The sequence below is a fragment of the Flavobacterium sp. 22659 genome (assembly GCF_052044235.1).
GTDB classification, from domain to species: Bacteria; Bacteroidota; Bacteroidia; order Flavobacteriales; family Flavobacteriaceae; genus Flavobacterium; species Flavobacterium johnsoniae.
This window is the reverse complement of record NZ_JBQEMU010000026.1, coordinates 1-25,809: the sequence shown is the minus strand read 5'-3', so window position 1 is coordinate 25,809 and position 25,809 is coordinate 1. Positions and strand designations below refer to the sequence as shown.

Sequence of the window (25,809 nt, the reverse complement as noted above, 5' to 3'; positions counted from 1 at the left end):
GAAGTAAAATTCAAAAAGAAGAATCTTTCTTCAACTTGTTGGTTTCCTTTTTAAACAAGTATTATATTTACAATCACAAAAGTATAAAATATCCTTATGATAACAAGTGTTTTTAAAAAATCTACGCCATTAAATTATTCCTTGGTTGTAATTTTGATACTGGTTTTCTTCTTTATGTTTCAAATTCGAGAAACAACTTGGATAAATTCTTATTTTACGATATTTCAAAAAATAAGTTTATTGTGCTTTATTTTTGCTTCTTTTTTTATGGTAAATTTTATCGTAAAGAAGAATGGGCTTAGTAAAGACAATGGTTACGCAATATTTTTCTATTTATTATTTCTATTATTTTTTCCAACAGTATTTAATAATTCAAATGTAGTTTATGCCAACTTTTTTATTTTATTGGCATTACGAAGATTGATTTCACTGCAGTCTTTAAAAGCATCAAAAGAAAAAATATTTGATGCTTCATTCTGGATTTTTGTAGCTTCTTTATTTCAATTTTGGAGTGTTCTCTTTTTAATACTGGTTTTTATATCCATTATTTTTCACGTTTCAAGAGATTATAGAAACTGGGTTTTGCCATTTATTGCACTTTTAGCAGTATCAATAATCTTTTTTATGATTTCATTAATGTTCAATATCGACGCTGCGAAATTCTTTCAGGAACGTGCAGTAATCGATTTTAGAATAGATTATTTTAAAGATAATTACGAAAACGGAGCACTTTCAATATATGTGGCAGTAGTTGTATTTTTTGTATTTTCAATGCTGACTACCTTGTCAAACAGACCGCAAATTGTACATACTTCTTATAAAAAAGTAGTAGCCTGTTTTTTTATTGCTGTTCTTGTTTACATCATTTCACCAGATAAAAGCAATGACTTATTATTGTTTAGTATTGCACCATTAGCCATGATGGCAGCCAGTCATGTTGAATATATGCAGCAAAAACTCAATAACGAAATTGTATTTTATGTTCTGATTTTGTGCAGCTTATTTACTTTTTTCTCGCAGTTATAATTTACTTCCGTAAGCAAGATCGCCGGCATCGCCAAGACCAGGAACAATGTAATTTTTCTCGTTAAGTTTTTCGTCTAAAGATGCCACCCACAAATGACAATTTTCAGGAAGATTTTCCTCAAGATGTGCTATTCCTTCCGGAGCAGCAATAACTACAACAATATGAAATTCTGCAGGTGCAGCGTTTTCAATTAATTTTTTGTGAACCGCCACTATAGATTGTCCTGTTGCCAGCATTGGATCCAGAAGCAAAACGGTTTTGTTATTTAAATTTGAAATAGCCTGATATTCAACCAAAATTTCGAATTCATCATCACCATTTGGATGATATCTGCAGGCAGAAACAAAACTGTTTTCGGCATGATCGAAATAATTTAAAAATCCGTTATGAAGTGGTAATCCGGCTCTTAAAATTGGGCATAAAACCAAATCAGTATCTATTTCAGTAGTTTTTTTAATGTCAAGCGGCGTTTGAATTTCAACCTCTTTGTAAGGTAAAATTTTGCTTAATTCATAAGCCATAATTTCGCCAATGCGTTCAATATTTCTTCTAAAACGCATGCTGTCGTTCTGCACATTTACATTTCTAATTTGTCCCAGAAAATGATTTAGAACACTATTGTTTTCAGATATATAATGAATTTTCATGATGATTTTTTAATTTATTAACGAACTATTGTATGAAAACAAAAAATAATTTCTTTTTTTCGCAGCATAAAAGTATAAAAAGTATCTTTGTATCTATAAAAAAATAAAGACATGTTTTCAAAATTAGCATATTCAGTTTTCGAACAAAGCATCAAAGATTATCACCAGTTTGATAATGTTGATCAGCCAATAAACAATCCATATCCAAAAGATAAATTTGAACATTTATTATATCTAAAAAACTGGATTGATACTGTACAATGGCATTTTGAAGATATCATTCGTGATCCGCAGATTGACCCTGTAGCTGCTTTGACTTTAAAAAGAAGAATCGATGCTTCAAATCAGGAGCGTACAGATATGGTTGAATATATCGACAGTTACTTTTTGCAAAAATACAGTGATGTACAAGCAAAAGACGGAGCAAAAATTAACTCTGAAAGTCCTGCCTGGGCATTTGACAGATTATCAATTTTAGCATTGAAAATTTATCACATGAACGAAGAAGCTACTCGTGCAGAAGCAACTCAGGAACACAGAGATAAATGTCAGGAAAAATTAAATGTACTTTTAGAACAAAGAACAGATTTATCTACAGCAATCGAAGAATTATTGACAGATATTGAAAATGGTGATAAATTCATGAAAGTGTACAAACAAATGAAAATGTACAACGACGACGAATTAAACCCGGTTTTATATCAAAATAAAAAATAATTTGGCAGAGTTGTCGAACAACAAGATTAAACATATAACCGTCATGAGACTATCCGCAATGGGAGATGTCGCCATGACGGTTCCTGTTTTACGTGCTTTTGTAAAACAATATCCAACGGTAAAACTAACCGTTATTTCGCGTCCGTTTTTCAAACCTTTTTTTGAAGGAATTCCAAATCTTGAGTTTTTTGCTTTTGATGAAAAAGAAAAACATAAAGGTTTTCCAGGTCTTGTACGCTTATATAAAGACGTAAAAAAACTGAAAGTTGATGCTTTTGCAGATCTTCATAATGTTTTAAGGTCTAAAGTTGTGAGTTTGCTTTTCGCTTTAAGCGGAAAAAAAAGAGCCACTGTTAACAAAGGACGTGAAGGGAAAAAAGAATTGACAAGAGCTGAAAACAAGATTTTCAAGCAATTGCCAACCATGTTTGAAAGACATGCAAAAGTTTTTGAAGAACTTGGTTTTCCTCTAAACTTATCGAATCCGCAATTTCCTGAAAAAGCAGTTTTAAACTCTGATATTCTAGACATTATCGGAAATGAAAATCAAAAACTTATCGGAATTGCTCCTTTTGCACAATATGATTCTAAAGTTTATCCTTTAGATTTAATGAAAGAAGTAATTGCAAAATTAGCTGAAAATTCATCGTACAAAATTTTACTTTTTGGAGGCGGAAAGAAAGAAATCGAAATACTGGATTCACTTTCAGAACCGTATAAAAATGTAATTAATATGGCTGGAAAAATTAAGTTTCAGCAGGAATTACAATTAATAAGCAATCTTGATGTGATGCTTTCTATGGATTCTGGAAATGCTCATATCGCAGCAATGCTGGGTGTAAAAGTCGTTACGCTTTGGGGCGCTACGCATCCATACGCTGGATTTTTGCCTTTTAACCAAAGTTTAGAAAATGCTTTAACTTCAGACCGAAATCAATATCCAAAACTGCCAACATCAGTTTATGGTAATAAAATTATTGAAGGTTATGAGGATGCGATGAGGACAATTTTACCGCAAAAGGTTGTTGACAAAGTTGTAGAGCAGCTTTAATGAAAGACTAAAAAAGAGCTTTTTTGTAAGCTTCGGAGAAGCAAAATATTTATAGCAAAGAAATGGTATCCACAAAGTAAAAGCTCCGGCGGAGCGACATATTATATAAAACATGTCGCTCCACCGGAGCTTTTTTCTTTTATTGTGATTCTAAAATAATTTGCCTCGCTGGGCAATTGCTAAAATAATATTTTAAGCAATATTCTTGTTCAAATCGTATTTTTCATTAGAATCGAGGAAAGAATATCCTATTGTTTTTCTTCTTTTTTTGTTTACTATGATAGAGACAAAGTTATTTTTATCTTCGGTTGACAATAGAATATGTTCGAATTTTTGTGATGAATCTCTGTAAACTTTATAAATTAAGTCTTGATCTTTAATTTTTTTAGATAAAATTTTAGCCGATTTAAGTCTGCTTACATAAGGCCAGATATTAAAAACATTCGAATCTGTTTTTTTTACTTCTACCATTTTTTCGGTCATAGTTGAATTGTATTTATCTCTTTTGAGTAACTTTGGACCTTTTTTGTTTTTCATTTTTATGATAACTGCCAGAACGCACAGCGAAGCAGTTACAACCAGCATAATAAAGAGATATAAATGAAAGTGGTGTACGTGAGCTGTCATGATATTTAATGTTTAAATGTTTGACAAATTTGATTTAGCCCAACAAAATCGGCATAAAAGATATGGAGATTATGATTGCGGTAATTTCCCTCTAATATAATAAAAATTCCGCAATATTTTGGCTTAAATTTGGTTTTATTGCAACCTTAAGCTATATGAAGGAAAATTTTCACATCTTGATAAGATTGTGAATATAGAATAAAAAAAATCCAAATTCCAATTTAGTCTGGAATTTGGATTTTCATCTCGAAATTTCGGGATTGAAATTTTCAAATATTATACGTCGTCGTAATCAACATAAATAGTTTCTGATGTTGGATGTGCCTGACATGTTAAGATTAATCCTTCGGCAATTTCGCTGTCTGTTAAAATAGAATTCTTTGTCATTTCAGCAGAACCAGCAGTTACACGTCCTAAACAACTGCTGCAAATTCCGCCTTGGCAAGAATAAGGAGCATCAACACCTTGCTTTAAAGCGGCATCAAGAATGGTTTGTTTTTTAGACATTTCAAAAGTAGTTTCTTCATCGTCAACCAAAACGGTAATTTTTGTATGACCTTCCTGAGAACCTTGAATTACGTTTTCTTCAGAAGACGAGGTGAAAAGTTCAAACTTAATAGCAGAATCTTTTACATTTTTCTCTTTCAAAACATTAGAAACGGTATTAATCATTTCTTCTGGTCCGCAAAGGAAAAATTTATCAAATTGAAGCTCTTTGTGTTTGTTATTTAAAACAAAATTTACTGCTGATTTTTCAATTCTTCCAAACAAAGCATTTTCAGCTTTTGCCTGACTGTAAACATAATGTACAAAAAAACGTCCAACATATTGTAACTGTAAATCATGAAGTTCCTGATGAAAAATTGTATCTTCAGGAGTTTTATTTCCATACACCAATACGAATGAACTTTTTGGCTCATTTTTTAAAACCGATTTCAAAATAGATAAAACAGGCGTAATTCCGCTTCCTGCAGCAAATGCTGCATAATTTTTTTGTCTTTCAGCATCTGGTTCAAAAGTAAATTTTCCTTCTGGCTGGCCTACTTCAAGAACATCTCCGGCTTTTAATCTGGTGTTGGCAAACTGAGAAAAAAGTCCGTTTTTTACTGCCTTAACTGCAATTCTCAATTCTCCGCTTTCGGGAGCAGAACAAATAGAATAAGCGCGACGAATTTCTTGATTATCAAGAGTTAATTTTAAGTTTATGTATTGTCCGGCTATAAATTTATAGTCTTGTTTAAGTTCTTCAGGAACATTAAAAAGAACCGAAACAGCATCGGCAGTTTCGCGTTTTACCTCTTTAATTATAAGTTTTAAGAATGAAGGCATGATTTAAATTTTTTGCAAAAGTAGCAAACCATAAGTAATTGACACTTACTAAAATATTTTTTTTAACTTTTTTTGTAACGTTTTCCTACATTTGGTCTCTTACTACAAAAATCCAAACTAAATTAACCATGATTAAAAAGTTTATTTATCTCGAATGGAAAGCCTTTATTAGATCGGCGTCATTTGGTAAAAACCTGGCAATGAAAATTATAATAGGTTTTTTAATGATTTATTTCTCATTAATTTTTGTTGCAATGGGCGTTGGAGCATTTTATGTTCTAAAAGAGATGAATCTGGAACCATTAGTAACAATAAACAAATTTTTAATTTATTATTTCCTGCTTGATTTAGTAATAAGGTTATTACTTCAATCGATTCCTGTTCTCAATATCAAACCATTATTGGTTTTACCATTTAAAAAACCAGTAATCGTTCATTTTTCATTGGGAAAAACAGTTCTATCTTTTTTTAATTGGGTTCACACTTTATTTTTTGTGCCTTTTTCAGTTGTATTAATTTTAGAAGGATACGACGTTATTAGAATCGTTTTTTGGTATTTAGGAGCAATGGCTTTTATTTATATCAATAATTTTTTGAATATTATTTTAAGCAATATTGACAGATTGTTTGTTGTATTTGTGGCTCTAATTTTGGCTTTGGCAGGGGCACAGTATTATCAATTGTTTGATATTACAACATTTACAACTCCGTTTTTTCAGAATTTTTATAATATAAAAGGTCTGTTTTTAATTCCTGTTTTAGTTTTAGCAGGCTTATATGTTTTTACTTTTAAATATTTCAAAAATAACTTATTTCTGGACGCAGGACTTTCTGTAAAACATGATGTTGCAACGACAGAAAATCTTTCTTGGCTTAATCAGTTTGGAACTTTGGGCACTTTTCTAAAAAATGATATTAAACTGATAAAAAGAAACAAAAGATCAAAAACAACAATTGTAATGAGTGTGATCTTTTTGTTTTACGGATTGATTTTTTTTGGTAATACACACCAGCCCCCAGCCATGCAGATTTTTGCAGGAATATTTGTTTCGGGAGGATTTCTATTTGTCTTTGGGCAATTTGTACCAAGCTGGGACAGTTCGTATTATCAATTAATGATGACACAAAATATTCCGTATCGAGGTTACATTACATCAAAATGGTGGCTTATTGTTATTGCAACTTTTATTTCGACTATACTGGCTTCTTTTTACCTCCTTTATGGATGGGAAGTATATTTAACGATTGTAGTAGGAGCCATTTATAATATTGGAGTTAATTCTCATTTAGTGCTTTTGGGCGGTGCATTTACTAAAACACCAATAGATTTAAGTATTGCCGGAGGCGCTTTTACAGATAAAAAAGTGTTTAATGTAAGTGCCATTCTTTTATCACTGCCAAAAATATTTTTACCATTATTATTGTATTGGCTTGGATTGCATTATGCAGATAAAACAGTGGCACTAAGTTTGGTTGCGGGCGCTGGTATTTTGGGTTTTATATTTAAAGAAAAAGTTTTTTCATTAATCGAAAAAAGATATAAAATTGAAAAATACAGTACAATAAGTGCTTATAAACAAAAGAGTTAATTAGATAATTAATCTAAAATAAAAAATCTACAACTATACCATGATACAAGTAAATCAACTATCAAAAAAATATAACGGAACTACAGTTTTGAATATTAACAATCTTGAAATCCCAAAAGGACAAAGTTTTGGATTAGTAGGAAATAACGGAGCGGGAAAAACCACTTTTTTTAGTCTGTTGTTAGACCTTATTCAACCAACTACAGGATACGTAAAAAGTAATGATATTCAGGTAAATACAAGTGAAAACTGGAAATCTTTTACAGGTTCATTTTTAGATGAAAGTTTCCTGATAGGATACTTAACACCAGAGGAATATTTTTATTTTATTGGAGATCTTCGTCATCAAAACAAAGCCGATATTGATGCATTACTGGCAAAGCACGAAGAATTTTTTAACGGAGAAATTTTAAACAACAAAAAATACCTTCGCGATTTATCTAAAGGGAATCAGAAAAAAGTGGGTATAATTGCGACCTTAATTGGTAACCCTGAAGTTGTAATCTTAGACGAACCTTTTGCGAATTTAGACCCAACAACAGTAAGCCGTTTAAAGAAAATTATTAATGAATTAGCTGATGATCCAAACGTTACTGTTTTGGTTTCAAGCCACGATTTACAACACACGGTCGAAGTTTGTGATCGAATTGTTGCACTTAACAAAGGCGAAATTGTAAAGGATATTCAAACATCAAAAGAAACCTTACAAGAACTCGAATCGTTTTTTGCGGTTTAAGTTTCTATATTACAAAAAGAAGCGTATTTTTACCCGTCTTTATACTAAAAATACTTTTTAGAAGTTAATGCTTTAAAATCAGTTCTATTGAAAAAGAATACTCTTAAATATAGTTTTTTTCTCATCTTTTTTCTCTTTTTGATAGCATGTTCTACCAAGAATAACACTTTTGTGAACAGAAACTCCCATGCATTGAGTACAAAATACAACATTTTGTATAATGGAGGTCTTGGGCTTGAGAAAGGACTGCAGGCTATTAAGGCTAATGATCAGGACAATTTCTGGAAAATGCTTCCGATAGAAAAAATGCAGTTTGATGAAAATTTTTCTGAAGGAGAAAAAACAAAAAATCCTGATTTTGAAAAAGCAGAAACAAAGGCCACAAAAGCAATTCAAAAACACTCCATGAATATTGGAGGAAGAGAAAGAAACTACCAGATCGACGAAGCATATTTGATGCTTGGAAAAGCCAGATATTATGATCAGCGTTTTATTCCGGCTTTAGAAGCTTTCAATTATATTCTGTACAAATATCCAAACAGCAGTAACATTTACACAGCAAAAATCTGGCGTGAAAAAACCAATATGCGTTTAGGAAACGATGCTATTGTTGTAAAAAATATTAATCAGTTATTAAAAAAGACTGATTTAAACAAACAGACTTTTTCTGATGCTAATGCTTTATTGGCAGAAGCCTTTTTAAATTTAGAAGAAAGAGACAGCGCTGTTGCCAAACTTAGAATTGCCGAACAATTTTCGAGAATAAATGAAGACCGTGCCAGATATAAATTTATTCTGGGGCAGATGTATCAGGAAGTTGGAAATAAGGACAGTGCGACATATTATTATGACGGCGTAATTCATATGAACCGCAAAGCCGACAGAAAGTACATGATGCATGCTTATGCAAAAAAAGCACAGATGTATGATTATGAAAAAGGCAATGATACTATTTTCTTAAAAACGTATAATAAGCTAGTTGCAGATCGTGAAAACCGACCTTATTATGATGTCCTTTTTTATGAAATGGGAGTCTTTTATGATAAAAAGAAAGACAAAGAAAATGCACTGAAATTTTACAATAAATCTTTGGGCAGAAAATCTAAAGATCCTTATTTAATGGCATCGGCATATCGAAACATTGGAAACATGTATTTTAAGAATACAGATTATACAATGGCCGCCAAATATTATGACAGTACGTTAACAAAACTCAATCCAAAGACCAGAGAATTTGCTTTTATAGAAAAAAATAGAAAAAATCTTGATAACGTAATTAAATACGAAGGTATTGCAAAACGCAATGACAGTATTATCAAAGTTTACGGAATGCCGGATTCTGAAAGAAAAATTTATTTTGAAAGCTACATCGCAGAACTTAAAAAGAAAGATGAAGCCAAACGAATTCTGGAAGAAAAAGAAAAAGAAAAACTGGCGAATGTTGAGCGAAACAACAGTGCTTCAAGTGCACCAACTGCGGTTAATCCAAATTCTTTAGGAAAACCAGCAAACATGGATACTGACGGAATTAGACCACCTTCAGGAAATGATGCTGTAAGTACTTTTTATTTCTATAACCCTACAACAGTGGCTTATGGAAAATTACAGTTTAAGAAAATGTGGGGTAATCGTACTATAGGCGGTAACTGGAGATTATCTGCAATAAAAGCGGCAAACGATGCTGCAATGCTCAATGACAGTATAAATGAAGCAGAAGCAAACAAACTAAAAGATACAGTTGTAATCGAAAAATACACAACTGCTTTTTACGAAAAACAACTTCCAAAAACACAAATTGCTATTGACAGCATTGGTAAAGAACGCAATTTTGCTTATTATCAGTTAGGTCTTATATATAAGGAGAAATTTAAAGAATATACTTTGGCAAGTGACAAACTGGAACAATTGTTACGAAACAATCCAGAAGAAAAGTTGATTCTGCCATCAATGTATAATTTGTATAAAATTTACCAAATTACAGATCCTGCAAAAGCCGAAAAAATAAAATCAGATATTACAAACAATTATCCTGGTTCAAGATATGCTCAAATTTTAAACAATACCAATACAGATGATATTCCTTCACCGGAAAAAGAATACCAAAAATGGTACAAGCTTTTTCAGGAAGAGAAGTTTGATGTTGTCTTAGATAATATTGACAATCTCATCAATCAATATTCTGGAGATGAAATTGTTTCTAAGTTTGAATTGTTGAAAGCAAACACATTAGGAAAAGTAAACGGGTTAGAAGCTTATAAAAAAGGATTGGAGAATGTAGCAGATAATTACCCAAATAGTGATGAAGGTAAAAATGCCAGAGAAATTCTTGAAAAACAAGTTCCAACTTTAGAGAGATTAAATTTTACAACAGAGGATAATAAAAACTGGAAAATTTTATACTTAATTTCTAATAACGATACTAAAACGCTTAAACAAATCGAAGAAGCTATAAGAGTGTTTTTGTTAGTCGAAAATTTCGAAAGACTAACAACTTCATTTGATAAATACAACAGAACCCAAAGTTTTGTAGCTATTCATGGTTTAAAATCTGAGGCTTATGCCCAAGATGTTGCGGGAGTTTTTAGAGATGATAAAAAATATAAAATTGCACAGCCGGCAATTATTATATCAACTGAAAACTACAAAGTGGTTCAAATTAAGAAAAACCTTGAAGCCTATCTGACCCCAAAAAACCCATAATATAATGTTTGACAAAGTGAAAAAAAACGGAACAGAACTTTTAGGTAAAACAAACCGAATTGTTGAAGGAACCTCTATTGTAGGAGACATAGTCTCAAAAGCAGATTTTAGATTAGACGGCGAATTAATTGGAAATTTTACATCGCAGGGAAAATTAGTTATTGGCGCAACAGGCGTTATAAAAGGAGAAATTATCTGTAACAATGCCGATATTGAAGGAGAATTTCATGGAAAAATTAAAGTTCTGGAAGTTCTTAATATTAAAGCTACAGCAAGAATTCATGGAGAAGTTGCCGTTGGAAAACTTTCCATTGAACCAGGAGCAGAGTTTACAGCAACTTGTACAATGCTTACACATAATAAAGAGGTAATTGTAAAAGATGGAAAAGGAACCGAATAATAATCGAAGAAACAAATGGCTGGCCCTCATAAATATTCCTTTTCAAATGGGGGTCATTATTTTTATTTTCTCTTATTTCGGAACCTGGCTAGACGAAAATCATCCAAGCCCTAAAGTGTATTACAACACTATTTTTGTAATGCTTGGGGTGGGGTTGGCTTTATATAATGTCATTCGGCAGGTTAATGACATCAACAAAACAAAGTAATTAGAAGCTTTAGATAAAAGTTGCATCTTTGCAAAAAAAATATTTCAAATGCTTTTAAAAAACTACAAACCTGTTTTTCATTTATTTTTATTTACTGCTGCAGTATGCATATTGCATAAAGCAGCTTTCTATTTTTTAGAAATCAAAACAGAAAACTTCCATTATAGTATAGAACTTCTGTATTTAATTTTCTTCGGAACAGCCGTTTTATTATACCTTATATTATTAGTAGTAAAAAAGAAGAATTTTCAAATTGTTGGAATGGTTTTCTTATTTGGAACTTTTACACAAATGCTGTTAGCATATTTAATTCTCCAGCCAATTTTAAAAAGCAATTCTGAAATCGCTGCTGTTGAAAAAGTCAGTTTTTTTATAACATTTATTTTGTTTTTGTTATTTGAGACGCTTTTAACTGTCCGATTATTAAATGAAAAGCGTTAAAATGCGGATTCTTTAAAAGAAGGTTCAAAAATAATTTTTCATATCCTTTTGAATATTAATAAAAAATGTACCTTTGCACCAAATTTTAGAAACGTAAAAAAATAAGATTTTCCACGATATGGTGATTTCAAACAAACCACTCAGATTTATTCTTGCAGCTTTTGTAGCTTCTCTGCCTATTATGAGTTTTGCAAACTCAGAGATTGACTCAACGCATGTACAAAATGAAAGTGCTCATGAAGAGAAATTAATTTCACATGAAACACATGGTGAAGACGAACACGCAGCAAAAGATCCAAAAGCAAAAGTGGATGCTTTTATTGATCACCACTTACAAGATTCTCATGACTTTGTTTTCTTTTCAGATGAAAAAGAAAATAAACACTACGGGTTTTCGTTACCAGTTATACTTATAGATGGAGGATTGAAAATTTTCTCATCTTCAAAATTACACCACGGAGAAGAAGTGGCAGAAGTTGATGGAAACTATTATAAATTAGTTCACGGTAAAATTTACAAAACAGATGCAGCCGGAACAATCAACTTTGATGAACACGGTCATCCTTCAAATGTAAAACCATTAGATTTTTCTATTACAAAAAATGTTGTATCAATGCTTTTTGTTTCAGTATTATTATTCTTAATGTTTACTGGTTTAGCAAGGTCATATAAAAAAGGACCAATCCCAACTGGATTTGGAAGAATTTTAGAACCGCTTATTATTTTTATCAGAGACGAAATTGCAGTTCCTAATATTGGAGAGAAAAAATACCGTAAATATATGGGTTACCTTTTAACTGTATTTTTCTTTGTTTGGTTGTTAAACTTATTAGGAATGACTCCTCTTGGAATTAACGTTACAGGAAATATTGCTATCACAGTTTGTTTAGCAGCATTTACATTTATCATTACTCAATTTAGTGCAAACAAAGATTATTGGGGACACATCTTCTGGATGCCAGGAGTGCCGGTTCCAATGAAAATCATTTTAGCTCCAATTGAGGTTTTAGGAACACTAACAAAACCATTTGCATTATTAATTCGTTTGTATGCAAACATTACTGCAGGTCACGTAGTAATTATGAGTTTGATCGCTATGATTTTCGTAGGTAAAAATTTAGCAGCAGATTTGCCAATCTCATTAGGATTAACATTGTTTATCTCTGTTATTGAAGTTTTAGTTGCATTTTTACAGGCTTTCATCTTCACGATGTTATCATCATTATTTATTGGTATGGCTGTTCAGGATCATGATCACGCTCACCACCACGAAGATGAAACAGCAATTATTTAATTTAGAAGTTTAATTTTATATATATAAATACTTATGGGAACAATTCCAACTTTAGTAGGTGCAGGTTTAGTAGTAATCGGTGCAGGTTTAGGTTTAGGTAAAATCGGTGGATCTGCTATGGACGCTATTGCTCGTCAACCAGAAGCTGCTGGTAAAATTCAAACTGCGATGATTATTATCGCGGCTTTATTAGAAGGTTTAGCATTCGCTGCTTTAATCTTAGGAAAATAATAAAGAGAGAAATAACAGCATCTTTAACGGTTGGTTAAAGATGTTGTTACTTTTAAAAAAGAAATTAAATATTTTAATATAGTTATAAAATGGATAAGTTAATTAACGATTTTTCATTCGGATTATTCTTCTGGCAGGCTTTAATCTTGGTAATATTAATTTTGCTTTTAGTAAAATTTGCTTGGAAACCAATTATGGAATCTATTACTGCAAGAGAAGAAGGTATTAAAAATGCATTGCTTTCTGCTGAAAACGCAAAGAGAGAAATGGAAAATTTACAAGCTGACAATCAAAGAATTTTGAATGAAGCTCGTGCAGAACGTGACGCGATGTTAAAAGAAGCTCGCGAAATGAAAGAGAAAATGATTGCTGATTCTAAAAACGAAGCACAAGAAGCTGGTCAAAAAATGATTGAGCAGGCAAAAGCGGCTATCGAAAGCGAAAAAAATGCTGCAATGGCAGAATTGAAATCTCAGGTTTCAACTTTATCATTAAGCATCGCTGAAAAATTATTGAAAGAAGAATTATCTAACAAAGAATCTCAAACTAAATTAGTTGAGAAAATGTTAGGTGACGTAAAGTTAAACTAAGATTATGGCAAGTACAAGAGCAGCAATTCGTTATGCAAAAGCAATTCTAGACTTAGCAAACTCTAAAGGTGTTGCCGAAGCTGTCAATAACGATATGAAATCAATTGCTTCTGCAATTGAGACTAATACAGAATTGAGTACATTTATTCAAAACCCAACAACTACTGTTGAAGTTAAAGAAAGTGCTCTTTTAGAAGTTTTCGCAGATGTAAATGGAGTAACAAAAGGATTATTTCATTTATTATTTGAAAACAAAAGATTTGAAATTCTAGATGCAATTGCAGTAGAATACAATAAATTATTTGATGAAAGCAATGGTATTGAAGTAGCAAAAGTTACTACAGCAATTCCTATGGATGCTGCATTAGAAGCTAAAGTTTTAGCTAAAGTTGCAACATTATCAGATAAGAAAATTACAATTGAAAATATAGTAGATCCTTCAATCATTGGTGGATTTATTTTAAGAATAGGTGATAATCAATACAATGCTTCTGTTGCAAACAGATTACAAGTATTAAAAAGAGAGTTAAGTAATTAGTTTTATAACACAAAAAGTGTCTAAATTATAAATTAAGATGGCGGAAATCAAACCTGCTGAAATTTCAGCAATATTAAGAAAGCAAGTAGAAGGTTTTGAATCTGGTGCTACGCTAGAGGAAGTAGGAACAGTACTTCAAGTTGGAGATGGTATTGCTCGTGTTTACGGGCTATCTAATGTTCAATATGGTGAGTTAGTAGAATTCGATAACGGTATGGAAGGTATCGTATTGAATCTTGAAGAGGATAATGTTGGGGTTGTACTTTTAGGACCATCGACAGGAATTAAAGAAGGATCTACTGCAAAAAGAACTCAGCGTATTGCTTCTCTTAAAGTAGGTGAGCAAATGGTAGGACGTGTAGTTAACACTCTTGGTTTTCCAATTGATGGAAAAGGACCAATTGGTGGAGACTTATACGAAATGCCATTAGAAAGAAAAGCACCTGGTGTTATCTTCCGTCAGCCGGTAACTGAGCCATTACAAACTGGAGTAAAAGCAGTTGATGCTATGATCCCGGTAGGTCGTGGACAACGTGAGCTTGTAATTGGTGACCGTCAAACAGGTAAATCAACTGTTTGTATCGATACAATCTTAAATCAAAAAGAATTTTACGATGCAGGAAAACCTGTATTCTGTATATATGTTGCAATTGGACAAAAAGCTTCAACTGTAGCAGGAATCGCTAAAATGTTAGAAGAAAAAGGAGCAATGGCTTATACAGTTATCGTTGCTGCTAATGCTTCTGATCCAGCTCCAATGCAAGTTTATGCTCCATTCGCTGGTGCTGCAATTGGAGAATACTTTAGAGATTCAGGTCGTCCAGCACTTATCGTGTATGATGATTTATCTAAACAAGCTGTTGCTTACCGTGAGGTTTCTCTTTTATTAAGAAGACCACCGGGACGTGAGGCTTACCCTGGAGACGTTTTCTACTTACACTCTCGTTTATTAGAGCGTGCTTGTAAAGTAATCGCTGATGATGGTATCGCTAAAAATATGAACGACTTACCAGATTCTATCAAATCTATCGTAAAAGGTGGTGGTTCTTTAACTGCTTTACCAATTATCGAAACTCAGGCTGGTGACGTTTCTGCATATATTCCAACAAACGTAATTTCTATTACAGATGGTCAGATTTTCCTTGATGGAGATTTGTTCAACTCAGGGGTTCGTCCTGCAATTAACGTAGGTATCTCTGTATCTCGTGTTGGAGGTAATGCTCAAATTAAATCAATGAAAAAAGTTTCTGGAACTTTAAAATTAGACCAGGCTCAATTCCGTGAATTAGAAGCTTTCGCTAAATTTGGTTCTGACTTAGATTCTGTTACTTTAAACGTAATTGAAAAAGGAAAAAGAAACGTTGAGATCTTGAAACAAGGTTTAAATGATCCTTATACAGTTGAAAACCAAGTAGCTATTATCTACGCTGGTTCTAAAAACTTATTAAGAAACGTTCCTGTAGAAAAAGTAAAAGAATTTGAAGCTGATTTCTTAGCATACTTAAACAGTAAACATAAAGATACGCTTAATGCGTTGAAAGCTGGTAAATTAGATGACAGCATTACAGATGTTATCGAAAAAGCAGCAAAAGAAATCTCAGCAAAATATAACTAATTTTAGTTGACGGTTGTTGGTTGATTGTTTTTGGAATTTTCCATCACTATCAACCAACAACTAACAACCAACAACGATAGTACATGGCAAATTTAAAGGAAATCCGTAATAGAATTACTTCCGTTTCATCGACGATGCAGATTACATCTGCGATGAAAATGGTTTCTGCTGCAAAGCTTAAGAAAGCACAAGATGCAATCACTGCGATGCGCCCTTATGCCGAGAAATTAACGGAGTTGCTGCAAAATCTTTCTGCTACACTTGAAGGTGAAGTAGGAGGTGCTTACACAACACAACGTGAAGTAAAAAAAGTATTGCTTGTAGCTATAACTTCAAACAGAGGTTTATGTGGTGCATTCAATTCAAATGTTATTAAAGAGATCAAAAATCGTACAGATTTTTATGCAGGAAAACAAGTAGACGTTTTTGCTATTGGTAAAAAAGGAAATGATGTTTTAAGCAAAACTCATAAAGTTCACGGTCACCACAATGCAATTTTCGATCATTTAACTTTCGAAAATGTTGCTGGAATTGCAGATAATTTGACAGAGAAATTCTTGTCTGGAGAATATGACAAAATCGAATTAATCTACAATCAGTTTAAAAATGCTGCAACGCAGATTGTTCAAACAGAGCAGTTTTTGCCATTAGCACCGCTTAAATCTGATGTATCAGCTTCTGCAGGAGATTATATTTTTGAACCTTCAAAAGAAGAAATTGTTTTGACTTTAATTCCTAAGTCTTTAAAAACACAATTATACAAAGGTATTCGCGATTCATTTGCTTCAGAACACGGAGCACGTATGACAGCTATGCACAAAGCAACTGACAACGCAACAGAATTGAGAAACCAATTGAAATTAACGTACAACAAAGCACGTCAGGCTGCAATTACAAACGAAATCTTAGAGATCGTAGGTGGAGCAGAAGCTTTGAATGGATAATTAATTCATTGATATATAAAAAAATAGCCGGTAAATATTTACCGGCTATTTTTTTTGGAAGTTTTTTCTTTTTTAAGAATATCTATAAACAAGAAAATTTATAAAATGGTGATTCTCAATTTACCCAAAATTGAGAATCAATACCATTTTATAAAATTATTGACACAGATTTTATCACTCTGTTGCTTTGTCTTTCATGGGAACAAACTAGCTTTATCAATCCCAATGCTCTGTTTTTTTAAGGGTTACATTTCAGCAGAATCAATCCCTGTGCTTTGTCTTTTATGGGAACAAACTAGCTTTATTAGTCCCAATGCTCTGTTTTTATTAGGGTTACAATACAGCAGAATCAATCCCTTATGCTTTGTCTTTTATGGGAACAAACAAGCTTTATTAGTCCCAGTGCTTCCTTTTTTATAAGGGTTGTATCTAGCTTTCTCAATCCCTGTAAAACAAATTTAAGAAAACACTGTTTAAAAAAAGTTACATAATTTTCTGCCGTAATTTATATATTTCACATGTTAGTGTCTTGTTAATTATATAAATAGCATAAAAAAAGTTATGTATTTTTGGTATATATTTCTATTACAATGACTTTACAAACTCGCGAACTCACTACGATTGACGAAATGCTGACTCAAATTGACACCATCAGATTTCTATATCCAAAAATAACTTTAGAAAAATATAAATCCTTTCTTTCTGATATGCTGCCACATAATTATACACAAATAGCAGTTTTTGAAAATGATGTTTGTTTGGGAATTACAGGATGCTGGTCAGCAACAAAATTATGGACCGGAAAATATCTCGAAATAGATAATTTTGTAGTTCATCCTGAACATCGTTCTAAAGGAATTGGAAAAATATTAACTGATTTTATTGAACAAAAAGCCATTAACTTGGGTTGCAGCAGTATTGTTCTTGATGCTTTTACAGGAAATTTTGGAGCTCATCGTTTTTATTACAATCAGGGCTATGCTCCAAAAGGTTTTCATTTTGTGAAAGTTTTAGACGAAAATAAATTAACTCAATAAAATTCTTAGTAAGTTTTTTTATTGAACCTTTAAAAGCACTAATAAAACCAAAGAATTGGTTATTTTTGTTTTCCGAACTTTATTACTAATTATTTTGGGATTATATAAAAATCTATTCAAACAAACTGCGATTTATGGGCTGGCAACCGTTTTACCACGAATGCTTAGTTTTTTATTGGTCAGATTATATACAGGTATTTTGCCTACCGCCGAATATGGCGAAGTTTCGATCGTATTGTCCTGGATGGTTTTCTTTAACGTAGTGCTTTCTTACGGAATGGAAACGGCATTTTTTAGATTTTACAGTGCCGAAGAAGACAAGAAAAATGTTATTGCAACATCTACAATATCCATATTTTGGTCATCAATAGGATTCTTGTTTGCAGCCTTAATTTTTAGAAATACCCTCGCAAATTGGGCCGAAGTCGATGCACAGTACATTACCTATTCCGTTTGGATTTTGGTTTTAGATGCATTGGTTTTAGTACCGTTTTCTAAACTAAGAGCCAACCAGCGCCCAATGGTTTATGCAGCAATTAAAATTGGAAACGTAGTCATTAATTTATTACTGAATATTTTCTTTTTAATGTATCTGCCAAAATTAGCAGCTGCAAATCCTAATTCAGTTTGGGATAATTTATATGTAGAAAATTTCCAGATCGCTTATATTTTCATCGCAAACCTTTTGGCGAGTTTAGCCACTTTCATTGTTCTTTCTCCAAATTATCTTTCGCTTGGACGAAAATTTGATCCTGTACTTTGGAAAAAAATGATGAAATACGGACTGCCAATTTTAGTCGCCGGACTTGCATTTGCAGTTAACGAACATTTCGATAAAATCTTATTAGGATATTTATTGCCTGAAAATCTGGCAAAATCTGAAGTTGGAGCCTATTCTGCCTGTTATAAACTAGGTTTGTTTATGGTTTTATTTGCAACCGCATTTAGATTAGGAATTGAACCTTTCTTTTTCAGCCATGCCAAAAACGAAAAAGCACCACAGACTTATGCCGTAATTACAAAATACTTTGTAATTTTTGGATCATTGATTTTATTGGGAGTTATCGTTTTTGCCGATGTTTTAAAATTCCTTCTTCTGGATAATAAATCATATTGGGAAGCAATGAGAGTAGTGCCATTAATTATTTTGGCAAACTTCTTTTTAGGAATTTACAACAACCTTTCTGTTTGGTATAAACTAACAGATAAAACAAAAATTGGTGCCTACATTTCAATTGTTGGTGCTATTATAACATTAGTATTAAATTACTTTTTAATTCCAAAATACAGCTATTACGGTTCTGCGATTGCAACAATTTCTGCTTACGGAAGTATGATGTTGATATCCTATATTTTAGGAAATAAGTATTATCCAATACCTTATGATATGAATAAAATTGGAGCTTATTTAGGAATTTCAATTTTATTTTCGGCTATTTCCTTTTACGGATTTAGAGAAAATTATTTCGTTGGAATTCCGTTATTATTAGCCTTTATGTACTTTGTGTACCACAACGAAAAAGACACGATCAAAGGAATTATGAACAGAAAGTAAAGGTGCTTTTTTAATCTTTTATAATAAAAATGAAAATACAAATTATCAATAAATCACAACACGATTTACCAAATTACGAAACAATCGCTTCTGCAGGAATGGATCTGCGTGCCAATATTATAGAACCAATTACGTTAAAACCTTTAGACAGAACAATTGTAAAAACCGGACTTTTTATTGAATTGCCAATTGGTTACGAAGCACAAGTAAGACCAAGAAGCGGATTGGCAGCAAAAAAAGGAGTTACCGTTTTAAATTCTCCAGGAACAGTAGATGCTGATTACAGAGGTGAGATAGGTGTGATTTTGGTGAATTTATCAAATGAAGAATTTGTAATCGAAAACGGAGAAAGAATTGCACAGTTAATTATTGCCAAACACGAAAGAGCAGAGTGGATTGAGGTTGAAGAACTTTCTGAAACTTCAAGAGGAGAAGGTGGATTTGGAAGTACCGGCGTAAAATAGTTTTCAGTCGCAGTTTTCAGTTTTTTACAAGAATTACTAAATGTTGTAGAATTCTCTGCGAATTTTAAAATTAAAAACTTGAACTAACCAAACAGGAGATTTTTAAATCTTCACACATAAAAATAGAATTACATGAAAATAATCGTCCCAATGGCAGGTCGCGGCTCAAGACTTCGCCCACATACATTAACAGTTCCAAAACCATTAATTCCAGTTGCTGGAAAATCAATCGTTCACCGTTTGGTTGAAGATATTGCCAAAATATTAAAAGAGCCAATCGAAGAAGTGGCTTTTATTTTGGGAGATGAAGCTTTTTTTGGAGCAGATGTAGTAGAAAGTCTTGAAGATTTAGCAAAAGGACTTGGAGCAAAAGCTTCTATATATCGTCAGGATCAGCCTTTAGGAACAGGACACGCCATTATGTGTGCAAAAGATTCTTTATCAGGTCCTGCAGTTATCGCTTATGCAGATACTTTAATCAGAGCCGATTTTGAACTTGATCCTTCTGCAGATGCTGTAATCTGGGTAAAACAAGTAGAACAGCCTGAAGCTTTTGGAGTTGTAAAATTAAATCAGAATACTGAAATTATAGAATTGGTTGAAAAACCAAAAGAGTTCGTAAGTGATTTAGCCGTTATTGGAATTTACTATTTTAAAGAAGTCGGCGATTTGAAAAAAGAACTTCAAGGCGTTTTAGACAACAACATTCAAAATGGAGGAGAATACCAAATTAACGACGGAATCAAAGCCATGATGGCAAATGGTAAAGTTTTTAAAACCGGAAGCGTTGATGAATGGATGGACTGTGGAAACAAAGATGTTACAGTTGAAACCAACACAAGAATGTTAGGCTTTTTACATAATGACGGAGAACATTTAGTTGATCAAAATGTGGTATTAGATAATTCTACTATTATTCCTCCATGTTTTATTGGAGAAAATGTAGTACTTAAAAACACCACAATCGGGCCTAATGTTTCGATAGGAAATGGATGTCATGTAACAAACAGTACTATTAAAAATAGCTTAATACAAACGTATTCTCAAATAAAAAATGCTAACTTAGATAATGCAATGATTGGAAATCATGTTAGTTATGATGAAAAATTTACCAGTATAAGCATTGGAGATTATTCAGTTTTAGAATAAAAAATAAATTCGTTTTCGCATAAATGAAATCGTAAAAAGATGAAAAAAAGAGTTTTGATAATTTTATTTTTTGCTTTGTTAAGCAATGCAGCTTCAGTTTTTGCACAGACAGAACCAGAAGATATTGCTTTGGCACCAGATGAATATCAAGATGCATTTTATGAATCTTTGAAACAAAAAGGAATTGAAAATTACGATAAAGCTATAGCATCTTTAGAAAAATGTATTAAGCTAAAACCTTCAGATGCTGTTGCTTATTTTGAAGTTGGAAAAAATTATCTGGCTTTAAAAGAATATCAAAATGCCCAGACCGCATTTGAAAAAGCGACACAGCTAAATCCAAAAAACAAATGGTACTGGCTGGGGATTTATGATGTAAGTTACGAAACCAAAAATTATCCTCTGGCAATAGAAACCATTCAGAAAATTATTGTTTTTGATGAAGAATATAAAGACGATTTAATATCGCTATATATGATTACAAATCAATACGATAAAGCACTTATTGCGATTAATGAAATGAACGACAAATTTGGAAAATCATCAGATCGCGAAGTATACAAAAGCCAGATTTTATCGCAGGGTAAATATCAAAATGCCGAGATTTCAAATTTAATTGAACAAATTAAAAAGAATCCAAAAGAAGAATCCAATTATGTAAATCTGATTTTTTTGTATTCAAAATCAGATGAAACAGACAAAGCTGTCGATGTTGCAAAACAATTGGCAAAAGAACTTCCAAATTCAGAATGGGGGCAGGTAAGTTTATTTAAAACGTATTTAGATTCGAATCAGGCAGACAAAGCAATTAAGTCGATGAATACAATTTTGTCAAGTTCAAAAATTGATTCAAAAATAAAACATCGAACTTTAAACGAGTTTTTGATTTATGTAAATAAAAATCCGCAGTATGCACCGGATTTAGAAAAAGCCATTTCCTATTTTGATAACGATAAGGATGTTGACGTTGCCAAAGAAATTGGAAAATTTTATCATAGTAAAAACCAATTTGAAAACGCCATTAAATATTATGAAAAAGATTTAATGACCAATTCAGACACAGATCGTGAAACCAATTTGCTTTTGCTTGAAGCATATAGTAAAGCAAAACAATTTGCGCCCATGACAAAAAGAGCCATGACTATGATTGAAGTTTATCCGAGCCAGCCTCAGTTTTATTACTATGCAGGTTTAGGGAGCAATCAGTTACAGCAGTTTAAAAATGCAAAAACCGTTTTAGAAATGGGACTTGATTATGTGGTTGATGATAAAAAATTAGAAGCAGATTTTAATATTCAATTGGGAGAAGCATATAATGGATTAGGAGATGCTAAGAAAAAAGAGGAATACTTTTTGAAGGCAAACGAATTATTAAAACAAAAGAAGTAAGGAGAAATTAAGATGAAAAAATATATTATAATAGTATTAATATCGGTTTTTGTGGTTTCATGTAAATCAAAAGCCGTTGCTGTTCAGAACACTAATACTGCCGAAGTCGTTACAAAAAAAGACAATAAAGCGATAGAGAAACATTACGAAAACAAACTGGATTTTTCAACCTTATACATAAAAGCCAGCGCTAAATATGTTGACGAAAAACAAAGTCAAAACGTTACTGCCGAAATAAGAATCGAGAAAGACAAACAGATTTTAATAAGCGTTAGATTCTTGGGAATTACAATGGCAAAAGCATTAATAACACCATCAGCAGTAAGTTATTACGAAAAAATAAACAGCACATATTACGAAGGAGATTTTAGCAGCTTAAGCAAATGGCTGGGAACTGAATTGGATTATACAAAAGTTCAAAACTTATTAATTGGTGAAGCTTTTGACGATTTAAGAGAAGGAAAATATACTCAGACTATTGTAGAAAATCTTTTCCGTTTAGAAGATCAAAAAGATGAAAACATTAAAAAAGCATTTTACTTAGATCCTGAAAAATATTTAGTTCAGAAAGAAGAGATTTCGCAGCCATCTGAAAACAGAAAATTAGAAATCAATTATTCTGATATTAAAACATACAATCAAGGAACAATTCCAACGGCTATCGCAATTAATGCTGTACAGCCTAAAGGAACTACCAATATTAATTTGAATTACAATAACATTTCATTTAACGAAGAACTTTCTTTTCCTTATAGCGTACCAAGCGGTTATAAAAAAGTTTTAATTAAGTAAATTTGCAAAAATATAAATAGAAAGATGCCGAAATTTCTCCTAAGCCTAATTTTTGTTTGTGCCACGACTTTTGTCTGGGCGCAGGATTCGCAGCAAGAAAAACTTGAACAGCGCAAGGCGCAGATTCTTCAGGAAATAAAAGACAATGAAAAAATGCTGCAGTCTGTAAGGAAAAAAGAAAAATCAGCGGTAAATGAATATTTAATTCAGGCCAATAAAATCAAGCTTAAAGAAAAGCTGATTAATACAACGGCAAAACAAGAAAAAGTTCTTAGCAATGACATGTATATTAACCAGGTTCAGGTTAATAAACTAAAAAAAGAACTGGCGGTTTTAAAAGAAGATTATGCAAAAATGATTTTGAAATCTTATAAAAGCCGTTCAGAGCAAAGCCGTGCTATGTTTATCTTGTCATCTGAAAGCTTTTTGCAAGCCTACAAAAGAGCACAATATTTAAAACAATATACGAATTTCAGAAAAAACCAAGGTTTGGAAATTCAGGAGAAAACAGCACAATTAGTTGATTTTAATGCCAAGTTAGACGGGCAGAGAAAGGTTAAGAAAAAGATTATTGCTGAAAATGAAAAAGAAAAACAAAGCTTAGAAGTTGAGAAAAAAGAACAGCAAAAGCTGGTTAACTCAATTAAAAAAGATAAAAACAGAATTGCTGCAGATATTAAAGCAAAACAAAGTGAATCTAAAAGAATCGACAGACAAATCGATCGTTTGATTCGTGAAGCCATTGCTGAAGCAAACAGAAAAGCAGCAGCTGAAAAAGCAAAAGAAAATCCCGGATCGACAGCAGCAAAAGCACCAGTTTCATCTTCTAAAATTGCAATGACACCAGAAGATAAAGTATTGGCTGCCGACTTTAAAGCGAATAGAGGAAGACTGCCTTGGCCGGTAGAAAAAGGATTTATTTCTCTTGGTTATGGAGACCAGCCTCACCCGCTGCATCCTTCAATTACGGTACATAACTCCGGAGTTGAGATCACAACCGAAGATGGTGCCAGTGCAAGAGCAGTATTTGCAGGTGAAGTTTCTAAAGTAATAGTTTTATCTCCGGTTAATAAAGCAGTTGTAATTCAGCATGGAGATTTCTTTACAGTATATCAAAACTTAAGTTCAGTTTCTGTTAGTCAGGGCGATAAAGTTTCGATTAAGCAAAACATTGGAAAAGTAAGAACCAGCGGTGATACAGGAAAAACGATTATCAAGTTTTTGATTCTTCAAAATACAACAAATTCTGATCCTGAAAATTGGTTACAAAACAGATAAAAAAAGGGAGCTGAAAATAGACTGCACCCAAAAGTTTAGACAAATTAATAATTAAGTTTTATAATAATGAGCTCGATATTGTATCGGGCTCATTCCTTTTAGATTAAGTTTAATCCTGTCATTATTATAATAATTTATATACTCGATAATCTCTTGTTTCAATTGATTAATGGAAGTGTATTTTTTTAGATAAAACAACTCTGATTTTAATATTCCAAAGAAGTTTTCAATTATCGCATTATCAAGACAATTGCCTTTTCTGGACATGCTTTGCATAATTCCTTTTTTCTTTAATAAATGCTGATATTGTATCATTTGATACTGCCATCCTTGGTCAGAATGCAGAGTCAGATTAGTATTATCGGGTATTTTTTTAAATGCTTTTTCAAGCATATTTAAAACTTGATTAAACACTGGTCTTTGCGATAATTCATAGCTAATTATCTCTCCATTAAACAGATCGATTATCGGCGATAAGTACAATTTATTGCCAGAAACATTAAATTCAGTCACATCGGTTGCCCATTTTTGATTAGGTATATCAGCCTTAAAATTGCGCTGCAGTAGATTAGGGGCTATTTTTCCCTGCTCTCCTTTATACGATCTGTACTTCTTGATTCTGATTAGACTTTTTAATCCTAAAAATTTCATTAATCGAAGCACTGTTTTGTGATTAATTAAAATCCCCTCTTTTTTGAGTAATAGAGTAATACGTCTATATCCTAACCTGCCCTTATGATAATTGTAAATCTGTTTAATTAAATCTTTTATCTCTTGATATTTATCGATTACCTGACCTTTCTTTTCATAGTAATAATACGTACTTCTAACCATGTTCATACAATTTAGCAAAAGATCTAAATCATACTTATGCCTTAATTCCATTATGGTTTGAGCTTTTTGTTTTGATTGGCTTGCTCGGCTTGAACTAAGGCGTTGAACTTTTTTAGAATTTCGTTCTCAGCGCGCAGGTACTCTAACTCCTTTAAGAGTTCCTCTTCCCTGGTTAAAGGTTTGTCTGTTTTTCGTTGCTTTCTCTTAAAATTCATAACTGCTGGTCTGCCACGTGATTTAAGTTCTAAGCCTGCCAAATCATCTTTTGCATATTTTCTTTGCCAGCTAATTATGGTTGACTGCGCTGGAATTTTGAAAATCAAGCAGGCTTCATCCAAAGATAAAGACTTATTTTCAATGGTTTGTATTACTTTTAATTTAAAGTCTGCAGTATAAACTTTATTTTTCTGCCTTGGTAAAAGACCTTCAATTCCAAATTCATTATAGCGGCTAATCCAGCATGTAAGGTTGCTTTCAGCTATCTTGTTTGCTCTAGCTGTGCCTTTAACCGAGTTATGCCTTTTCATAACTTCTTCTACACAACGAAGTTTAAATTCACAATTGTACTTGACTTTTCTTTCCATAAAAATGCCCCCAAATAGTGTCTAACTTTTTGGGGGCAGTTCA

General features: G+C 32.3%; 26 protein-coding genes. 22 read left to right on the top strand and 4 right to left on the bottom strand.

Annotated features, from left to right (window positions below; translation table 11 throughout):
- Nucleotides 1-96: 96 nt before the first annotated feature.
- On the top strand, nucleotides 97-1,026 hold the full coding sequence (locus ACTJIW_RS20815) for a DUF6427 family protein (RefSeq protein ID WP_440716428.1): 930 nt from the start codon (nucleotides 97-99) through the stop codon (nucleotides 1,024-1,026).
- Here the strand turns inward: ACTJIW_RS20815 and upp are convergent.
- On the bottom strand, nucleotides 1,021-1,674 hold the full coding sequence (gene upp, locus ACTJIW_RS20810) for a uracil phosphoribosyltransferase (RefSeq protein ID WP_440716427.1): 654 nt from the start codon (nucleotides 1,672-1,674) through the stop codon (nucleotides 1,021-1,023). The two genes, ACTJIW_RS20815 and upp, sit on opposite strands and share 6 nt — an antisense overlap.
- Before the next feature lie 111 nt (nucleotides 1,675-1,785).
- Between upp and ACTJIW_RS20805 the strand changes: the two genes are divergently transcribed.
- Both ACTJIW_RS20805 and ACTJIW_RS20800 read left to right on the top strand, forming a co-directional pair.
- A complete protein-coding gene (locus tag ACTJIW_RS20805) occupies nucleotides 1,786-2,391 on the top strand; it encodes a DUF4254 domain-containing protein (protein WP_012023131.1) in 606 nt (201 codons plus the stop codon).
- A gap of 43 nt (nucleotides 2,392-2,434) precedes the next feature.
- Nucleotides 2,435-3,442: a glycosyltransferase family 9 protein gene (locus ACTJIW_RS20800; RefSeq protein WP_440716426.1), complete on the top strand. Its 1,008-nt coding sequence runs from the start codon at nucleotides 2,435-2,437 to the stop codon at nucleotides 3,440-3,442.
- A 192-nt stretch (nucleotides 3,443-3,634) separates the two neighbouring features.
- On the opposite strand, the gene ACTJIW_RS20795 is transcribed toward ACTJIW_RS20800, so the two are convergent.
- Nucleotides 3,635-4,069 (bottom strand): hypothetical protein, encoded by a 435-nt coding sequence (locus ACTJIW_RS20795; protein WP_012023133.1) that lies wholly within the window; start codon nucleotides 4,067-4,069, stop codon nucleotides 3,635-3,637.
- Nucleotides 4,070-4,345: 276 nt separating this feature from the next.
- On the bottom strand, nucleotides 4,346-5,398 hold the full coding sequence (locus ACTJIW_RS20790; protein WP_121362708.1) for a ferredoxin--NADP reductase: 1,053 nt from the start codon (nucleotides 5,396-5,398) through the stop codon (nucleotides 4,346-4,348).
- A 128-nt stretch (nucleotides 5,399-5,526) separates the two neighbouring features.
- Here ACTJIW_RS20790 and ACTJIW_RS20785 point away from each other — a divergent pair, with 128 nt between their 5' ends.
- From ACTJIW_RS20785 to ACTJIW_RS20695, 19 genes are all read left to right on the top strand, one after another.
- Nucleotides 5,527-6,987, top strand: coding sequence for a DUF5687 family protein (locus ACTJIW_RS20785; protein ID WP_440716425.1), 1,461 nt, complete (start codon nucleotides 5,527-5,529; stop codon nucleotides 6,985-6,987).
- 40 nt (nucleotides 6,988-7,027) lie between these two features.
- The gene (locus tag ACTJIW_RS20780; protein WP_012023136.1) at nucleotides 7,028-7,723 is read left to right on the top strand and encodes an ABC transporter ATP-binding protein; all 696 of its coding nucleotides are present in this window, start codon (nucleotides 7,028-7,030) and stop codon (nucleotides 7,721-7,723) included.
- 87 nt (nucleotides 7,724-7,810) lie between these two features.
- Nucleotides 7,811-10,423, top strand: coding sequence for a tetratricopeptide repeat protein (locus tag ACTJIW_RS20775; RefSeq protein ID WP_012023137.1), 2,613 nt, complete (start codon nucleotides 7,811-7,813; stop codon nucleotides 10,421-10,423).
- A 4-nt stretch (nucleotides 10,424-10,427) separates the two neighbouring features.
- The gene (locus tag ACTJIW_RS20770; RefSeq protein WP_149205844.1) at nucleotides 10,428-10,823 is read left to right on the top strand and encodes a bactofilin family protein; all 396 of its coding nucleotides are present in this window, start codon (nucleotides 10,428-10,430) and stop codon (nucleotides 10,821-10,823) included.
- Nucleotides 10,804-11,031, top strand: a complete 228-nt coding sequence (locus ACTJIW_RS20765) for an AtpZ/AtpI family protein (protein WP_071635780.1) — start codon at nucleotides 10,804-10,806, stop codon at nucleotides 11,029-11,031. The genes ACTJIW_RS20770 and ACTJIW_RS20765 overlap by 20 nt, the downstream gene beginning before the upstream one ends.
- A 48-nt stretch (nucleotides 11,032-11,079) precedes the next feature.
- On the top strand, nucleotides 11,080-11,472 hold the full coding sequence (locus tag ACTJIW_RS20760; protein ID WP_012023140.1) for a hypothetical protein: 393 nt from the start codon (nucleotides 11,080-11,082) through the stop codon (nucleotides 11,470-11,472).
- A 118-nt stretch (nucleotides 11,473-11,590) separates the two neighbouring features.
- Nucleotides 11,591-12,766, top strand: coding sequence for a F0F1 ATP synthase subunit A (gene atpB, locus ACTJIW_RS20755; protein WP_440716424.1), 1,176 nt, complete (start codon nucleotides 11,591-11,593; stop codon nucleotides 12,764-12,766).
- A 33-nt stretch (nucleotides 12,767-12,799) separates the two neighbouring features.
- A complete protein-coding gene (atpE, locus tag ACTJIW_RS20750; protein ID WP_008465835.1) occupies nucleotides 12,800-12,997 on the top strand; it encodes an ATP synthase F0 subunit C in 198 nt (65 codons plus the stop codon).
- Nucleotides 12,998-13,086: 89 nt separating this feature from the next.
- Nucleotides 13,087-13,587 carry a F0F1 ATP synthase subunit B gene (locus ACTJIW_RS20745; RefSeq protein WP_012023142.1) on the top strand — a complete coding sequence of 167 codons (501 nt, stop codon included), beginning with the start codon at nucleotides 13,087-13,089 and terminating at the stop codon, nucleotides 13,585-13,587.
- 4 nt (nucleotides 13,588-13,591) lie between these two features.
- Nucleotides 13,592-14,125: an ATP synthase F1 subunit delta gene (atpH, locus tag ACTJIW_RS20740; protein ID WP_149205841.1), complete on the top strand. Its 534-nt coding sequence runs from the start codon at nucleotides 13,592-13,594 to the stop codon at nucleotides 14,123-14,125.
- A 37-nt stretch (nucleotides 14,126-14,162) separates the two neighbouring features.
- Complete coding sequence (atpA, locus tag ACTJIW_RS20735; RefSeq protein WP_121362704.1) at nucleotides 14,163-15,740, top strand: F0F1 ATP synthase subunit alpha; 1,578 nt, start codon at nucleotides 14,163-14,165, stop codon at nucleotides 15,738-15,740.
- An 83-nt stretch (nucleotides 15,741-15,823) separates the two neighbouring features.
- Nucleotides 15,824-16,684, top strand: coding sequence for an ATP synthase F1 subunit gamma (gene atpG, locus ACTJIW_RS20730; RefSeq protein ID WP_121362703.1), 861 nt, complete (start codon nucleotides 15,824-15,826; stop codon nucleotides 16,682-16,684).
- Between the two features lie 590 nt (nucleotides 16,685-17,274).
- Nucleotides 17,275-17,721, top strand: coding sequence for a GNAT family N-acetyltransferase (locus ACTJIW_RS20725; protein WP_012023146.1), 447 nt, complete (start codon nucleotides 17,275-17,277; stop codon nucleotides 17,719-17,721).
- A gap of 94 nt (nucleotides 17,722-17,815) precedes the next feature.
- Nucleotides 17,816-19,276: a lipopolysaccharide biosynthesis protein gene (locus ACTJIW_RS20720; protein WP_440716423.1), complete on the top strand. Its 1,461-nt coding sequence runs from the start codon at nucleotides 17,816-17,818 to the stop codon at nucleotides 19,274-19,276.
- Nucleotides 19,277-19,305: 29 nt separating this feature from the next.
- On the top strand, nucleotides 19,306-19,740 hold the full coding sequence (gene dut / locus ACTJIW_RS20715) for a dUTP diphosphatase (RefSeq protein ID WP_440716422.1): 435 nt from the start codon (nucleotides 19,306-19,308) through the stop codon (nucleotides 19,738-19,740).
- A gap of 132 nt (nucleotides 19,741-19,872) precedes the next feature.
- A complete protein-coding gene (locus tag ACTJIW_RS20710; RefSeq protein ID WP_440716421.1) occupies nucleotides 19,873-20,889 on the top strand; it encodes a sugar phosphate nucleotidyltransferase in 1,017 nt (338 codons plus the stop codon).
- Nucleotides 20,890-20,928: 39 nt separating this feature from the next.
- The gene (locus ACTJIW_RS20705; protein ID WP_012023150.1) at nucleotides 20,929-22,278 is read left to right on the top strand and encodes a tetratricopeptide repeat protein; all 1,350 of its coding nucleotides are present in this window, start codon (nucleotides 20,929-20,931) and stop codon (nucleotides 22,276-22,278) included.
- Between the two features lie 12 nt (nucleotides 22,279-22,290).
- Nucleotides 22,291-23,070 (top strand): DUF4292 domain-containing protein, encoded by a 780-nt coding sequence (locus tag ACTJIW_RS20700; protein ID WP_433814545.1) that lies wholly within the window; start codon nucleotides 22,291-22,293, stop codon nucleotides 23,068-23,070.
- A gap of 24 nt (nucleotides 23,071-23,094) precedes the next feature.
- Nucleotides 23,095-24,348, top strand: coding sequence for a murein hydrolase activator EnvC family protein (locus tag ACTJIW_RS20695; protein WP_012023152.1), 1,254 nt, complete (start codon nucleotides 23,095-23,097; stop codon nucleotides 24,346-24,348).
- A gap of 51 nt (nucleotides 24,349-24,399) precedes the next feature.
- On the opposite strand, the gene ACTJIW_RS20690 is transcribed toward ACTJIW_RS20695, so the two are convergent.
- Nucleotides 24,400-25,766 (bottom strand): IS3 family transposase gene (locus tag ACTJIW_RS20690; protein ID WP_440718436.1). Its coding sequence is split into 2 segments (ribosomal slippage): nucleotides 24,400-25,298 and nucleotides 25,298-25,766, totalling 1,368 coding nucleotides; the frame shifts between segments, so codons are not numbered across the junction.
- Between the last annotated feature and the right edge of the window lie 43 nt (nucleotides 25,767-25,809).

Excerpts from the sequence above, each read along its gene's own strand:
- ACTJIW_RS20815 (WP_440716428.1), top strand. The coding sequence starts at position 97 with ATGATAACAAGTGTTTTTAAAAAATCTACGCCATTAAATTATTCCTTG.
- upp (WP_440716427.1), bottom strand. The coding sequence starts at position 1,674 with ATGAAAATTCATTATATATCTGAAAACAATAGTGTTCTAAATCATTTT.
- ACTJIW_RS20805 (WP_012023131.1), top strand. The coding sequence starts at position 1,786 with ATGTTTTCAAAATTAGCATATTCAGTTTTCGAACAAAGCATCAAAGAT.
- ACTJIW_RS20800 (WP_440716426.1), top strand. The coding sequence starts at position 2,435 with ATGAGACTATCCGCAATGGGAGATGTCGCCATGACGGTTCCTGTTTTA.
- ACTJIW_RS20795 (WP_012023133.1), bottom strand. The coding sequence starts at position 4,069 with ATGACAGCTCACGTACACCACTTTCATTTATATCTCTTTATTATGCTG.
- ACTJIW_RS20790 (WP_121362708.1), bottom strand. The coding sequence starts at position 5,398 with ATGCCTTCATTCTTAAAACTTATAATTAAAGAGGTAAAACGCGAAACT.
- ACTJIW_RS20785 (WP_440716425.1), top strand. The coding sequence starts at position 5,527 with ATGATTAAAAAGTTTATTTATCTCGAATGGAAAGCCTTTATTAGATCG.
- ACTJIW_RS20780 (WP_012023136.1), top strand. The coding sequence starts at position 7,028 with ATGATACAAGTAAATCAACTATCAAAAAAATATAACGGAACTACAGTT.
- ACTJIW_RS20770 (WP_149205844.1), top strand. The coding sequence starts at position 10,428 with ATGTTTGACAAAGTGAAAAAAAACGGAACAGAACTTTTAGGTAAAACA.
- ACTJIW_RS20765 (WP_071635780.1), top strand. The coding sequence starts at position 10,804 with ATGGAAAAGGAACCGAATAATAATCGAAGAAACAAATGGCTGGCCCTC.
- ACTJIW_RS20760 (WP_012023140.1), top strand. The coding sequence starts at position 11,080 with ATGCTTTTAAAAAACTACAAACCTGTTTTTCATTTATTTTTATTTACT.
- atpB (WP_440716424.1), top strand. The coding sequence starts at position 11,591 with ATGGTGATTTCAAACAAACCACTCAGATTTATTCTTGCAGCTTTTGTA.
- atpE (WP_008465835.1), top strand. The coding sequence starts at position 12,800 with ATGGGAACAATTCCAACTTTAGTAGGTGCAGGTTTAGTAGTAATCGGT.
- ACTJIW_RS20745 (WP_012023142.1), top strand. The coding sequence starts at position 13,087 with ATGGATAAGTTAATTAACGATTTTTCATTCGGATTATTCTTCTGGCAG.
- atpH (WP_149205841.1), top strand. The coding sequence starts at position 13,592 with ATGGCAAGTACAAGAGCAGCAATTCGTTATGCAAAAGCAATTCTAGAC.
- atpA (WP_121362704.1), top strand. The coding sequence starts at position 14,163 with ATGGCGGAAATCAAACCTGCTGAAATTTCAGCAATATTAAGAAAGCAA.
- atpG (WP_121362703.1), top strand. The coding sequence starts at position 15,824 with ATGGCAAATTTAAAGGAAATCCGTAATAGAATTACTTCCGTTTCATCG.
- ACTJIW_RS20725 (WP_012023146.1), top strand. The coding sequence starts at position 17,275 with ATGACTTTACAAACTCGCGAACTCACTACGATTGACGAAATGCTGACT.
- dut (WP_440716422.1), top strand. The coding sequence starts at position 19,306 with ATGAAAATACAAATTATCAATAAATCACAACACGATTTACCAAATTAC.
- ACTJIW_RS20710 (WP_440716421.1), top strand. The coding sequence starts at position 19,873 with ATGAAAATAATCGTCCCAATGGCAGGTCGCGGCTCAAGACTTCGCCCA.
- ACTJIW_RS20705 (WP_012023150.1), top strand. The coding sequence starts at position 20,929 with ATGAAAAAAAGAGTTTTGATAATTTTATTTTTTGCTTTGTTAAGCAAT.
- ACTJIW_RS20700 (WP_433814545.1), top strand. The coding sequence starts at position 22,291 with ATGAAAAAATATATTATAATAGTATTAATATCGGTTTTTGTGGTTTCA.
- ACTJIW_RS20695 (WP_012023152.1), top strand. The coding sequence starts at position 23,095 with ATGCCGAAATTTCTCCTAAGCCTAATTTTTGTTTGTGCCACGACTTTT.